The organism is Microbacterium sp., from assembly GCF_031178525.1.
Classification (GTDB): Bacteria; Actinomycetota; Actinomycetes; order Actinomycetales; family Microbacteriaceae; genus Microbacterium.
This window is the reverse complement of the sequence record NZ_JAPSJA010000261.1, coordinates 1-3,293: the sequence shown is the minus strand read 5'-3', so window position 1 is coordinate 3,293 and position 3,293 is coordinate 1. Positions and strand designations below refer to the sequence as shown.

Below are 3,293 nucleotides of genomic sequence, written 5' to 3'. Positions count from 1 at the left end.
CGCAGGGCGAGCGGGGTGTCCGACTGCACGTGCACGGGCTCCGAGATCGCGTACTGGTTGTTCTGGCAGAAGAACACGACGGGCGCCTGGAACGAGCTCGCGAAGACCATCGCCTCGCTCACGTCGCCCTCGCTCGTCGCGCCGTCGCCGAAGAACGCCAGCGCGATGTCGTCGCCGCCGTCGCGACGCGCGGCCATCGCGTAGCCCGTCGCGTGCAGCGTCTGCGCGCCGATGATGATCTGCGTCGTCGCGAGCCGGTGCGCGAAGGGATCCCACCCCGACAGCGCCATGCCCTTCCAGACCGAGAGCACCTCGGCGGGGTCCGCACCGCGCAGCAGGGCGAGCGGATGCTCGCGGTAGGTGGGGAACAGGAAATCGTCGTCGCGCACGCCGCGAAGCGCTCCCACCTGGGCGGCCTCCTGACCGCGCAGGGGCGGCCACAGCGCGAGTTCGCCCTGACGGGCCAGTGCGAACGACTCCTCGTCCACACGGCGCAGGACCGCCATGTCGACGAACAGATCGGTGAGGACCGACTCGTCGATGTCCCTGAGACTGTCGTCGAGGACGGGGCTCGGATGACGGGAACCCTCGGGATCGAGCACGCGGAGCGGGGCGTCGAGACCCTCGATCAGCTCGCTCCGGGGTGCGGGGATGGCGATCGACATTCGCGGAACCTCCTTGTTCGCGCAGCGCTTCGTGAGCGCTCAGTGCCGTCCTGGTCCGGACACGGCACACGCTACGCCCGCCCAACAGAGCGAACAATGGCAAAGCTCAGCACGATGCAGATTGCTCAGCCGCTCGGGGCGCTGCGCCTCCGGGAGTGACCGGAATGCGAAGAGGCCGCGGGATGAACGGACATCCCGCGGCTTCTTCGACGGCCTCAGCGGCGGGCGCGTACGTGCCGCCGCCATCGTCCGCCCATGGGTCTTACGACTGCACGTGGTGCATCGCGCGCGCCGCGTCCGTGATCGAGCCCGACAGCGAGGGGTAGGCCGCGAACGCCCGCGCGAGCTGGTCGACCGTGAGCCGTCGCTCCACCGCGAGCGAGAGGGGGAAGATCAGCTCCGACGCCTTCGGCGCGACGATGACCCCGCCGATCACGGTGCCCGAGCCGGTGCGGGCGAACAGCTTCACGAATCCGTCCTTGACGCCCATCATCTTCGCGCGGGCGTTCGACGCGAGCGGCAGCGTGTGCACCTCGCCGTCCACCACGCGCTCATCGATCTGCTTCTCGGTCCAGCCGACGGTGGCGATCTCGGGGTTGGTGAAGATGTTGGACGCGATCTTGCGCTCCTCGAGCGGGATCGCGGTGTCGCCCATCGCATGGAACACGGCCGTGCGGCCCTGCATCGAGGCCACGGACGCCAGCGGCAGCAGCGTCGTGCAGTCACCCGCCGCGTAGATGTTGGGCACCGACGTGCGGCTGACCTTGTTCACGCGGATGTGACCGGAGTCCGTCATCTGCACGCCCGCGTCCTCGAGGCCGATCCCTGCGGTGTTCGGGATCGCGCCGACCGCCATCAGGCAGTGCGAGCCCTCGACCGTGCGTCCGTCCGACAGGGTCACGGTGACGCCGTCGCCCGTGTTCTCGACCTTGTCCGCACGTGCCTTGGCGAGCAGCTTCATGCCGCCGCGCTTGAACACCTTCTCCAGCACCTTGGCGGCGTCGGCGTCCTCGCCGGGGAGCACCTGCTCGCGGCTCGACACGAGCGTGACCTGGGCGCCCAGGTTCATGTATGCGGAGGCGAACTCGGCGCCCGTCACCCCCGAGCCGACCACGATCAGGTGCTCGGGCACCGCGTTGAGGTTGTAGAGCTGCTTCCAGGTCAGGATGCGGTCGCCGTCGGGACGCGCCGCGGGGAGCTCGCGCGGCGTGGCGCCGGTCGAGATGACGATCGTGTCGGCCTCGATGCGGTCGAAGTCGGTGCCGTCCGGTCCGGTCGAGACGACGATCGCGTCCTCGCCCTCCAGACGACCGTGCCCCGCGATGATCCGGACGCCCGCCTCCAGGAGCGAAGAGCGCATGTCCTCGGACTGCTGGCCCGCGAGCGCGAGCAGGCGCTTGTTGATGGCGAGCAGGTTGATCGCGATCTCCGGCTTGAGCGGCTTGCCGCCGTCGCCCTTCGCGTAGAACTGCACGCCGAGGTCGCCGGCCTCGGCCACCGAGAGCGCGGCGTCCGCGGTCGCGATGAGGGTCTTCGAGGGCACGACGTCGGTGATCACGGCCGAGCCGCCGATCCCGACGCGCTCGATGACGGTGACATCCGCCCCGAGCTGGGCGCCGGCGAGCGCCGCCTCGTATCCTCCCGGGCCACCACCGAGGATCGCGATCCGCTGCCTGCGTTCGAAGTCGAAGACCATGCGTCCATTCTCGCTCACAGCGGCACCGCGCCCGGAACCCCCTTGCGGCGGGGAGCGCGACGCGCGGCTCTCAGCCGACGCGCGGACGGGCGCTGGCTATCGTGGTCCCATGACCGACGCTCATCCGCTCGACGCCCCCGCCGATCCGTTCCAGGTCGCGCAGACCGCCGCCGCCGACATCGCGCGCCTGACGGGTGTCGACCGCCACGACATCGCCGTGACCCTCGGGAGCGGCTGGGGCAAGGCCGCCGAGCTGATCGGCGAGACGGTCGCGGAGATCCCCGCGACCGAGGTGACCGGATTCTCCAAGCCCGCCCTCGCGGGCCACGTCGGCACCATCCGCTCGCTGCGCACCGCGGGCGGCAAGGCGGTTCTCGTGATCGGCGCGCGCACCCACTACTACGAGGGCCACGGCGTCCGCCGGGTCGTGCACAGCGTGCGCACCGCGGCCGCCGCCGGCGCGAAGACCATGGTGCTCACGAACGGCGCCGGCGGCATCAAGGAGCAGTGGAAGGCCGGTCAGCCCGTGCTGATCAGCGACCACCTCAACCTCACCGCCGACTCGCCGCTCGAGGGCGCGACGTTCATCGACCTCACCGACCTGTACTCGCGCCGCCTGCGCGACATCGCGCGCGACGTGGATGCGACGCTCGACGAGGGCGTGTACTGCCAGTTCCGCGGCCCGCATTACGAGACGCCCGCCGAGGTGCAGATGGCGAAGGCAATGGGCGGTCACATCGTCGGCATGTCCACGGCGCTCGAGGCGATCGCCGCGCGCGAGGCGGGCATGGAGGTGCTCGGCTTTTCGCTCATCACCAACCTCGCCGCGGGCATCTCGCCCGACCCGCTCAGCCACGAAGAGGTGATCGATGCCGGCCGCCAGGCGGAGCCGGTGATCTCGGCCCTGCTCGCCCGCGTGATCGAGCGGCTGT

The 3,293-nt window shown here is 70.5% G+C and carries 3 protein-coding genes; 1 reads left to right on the top strand and 2 read right to left on the bottom strand.

Going from position 1 to position 3,293, the window contains the following annotated elements:
• Nucleotides 1-665 (bottom strand): thiamine pyrophosphate-dependent enzyme (locus RIF89_RS12780; RefSeq protein ID WP_309069479.1); only part of this gene is annotated, 665 nt, incomplete at its 3' end.
• Nucleotides 666-927: 262 nt separating this feature from the next.
• The gene (locus RIF89_RS12775) at nucleotides 928-2,361 is read right to left on the bottom strand and encodes an NAD(P)H-quinone dehydrogenase (protein WP_309069478.1); all 1,434 of its coding nucleotides are present in this window, start codon (nucleotides 2,359-2,361) and stop codon (nucleotides 928-930) included.
• 109 nt (nucleotides 2,362-2,470) lie between these two features.
• On the opposite strand from RIF89_RS12775, the gene RIF89_RS12770 reads away from it, so the two are divergent.
• On the top strand, nucleotides 2,471-3,293 hold an 823-nt coding region (locus tag RIF89_RS12770; protein WP_309069477.1), incomplete at its 3' end, for a purine-nucleoside phosphorylase.

Excerpts from the sequence above, each read along its gene's own strand:
- RIF89_RS12775 (WP_309069478.1), bottom strand. The coding sequence starts at position 2,361 with ATGGTCTTCGACTTCGAACGCAGGCAGCGGATCGCGATCCTCGGTGGT.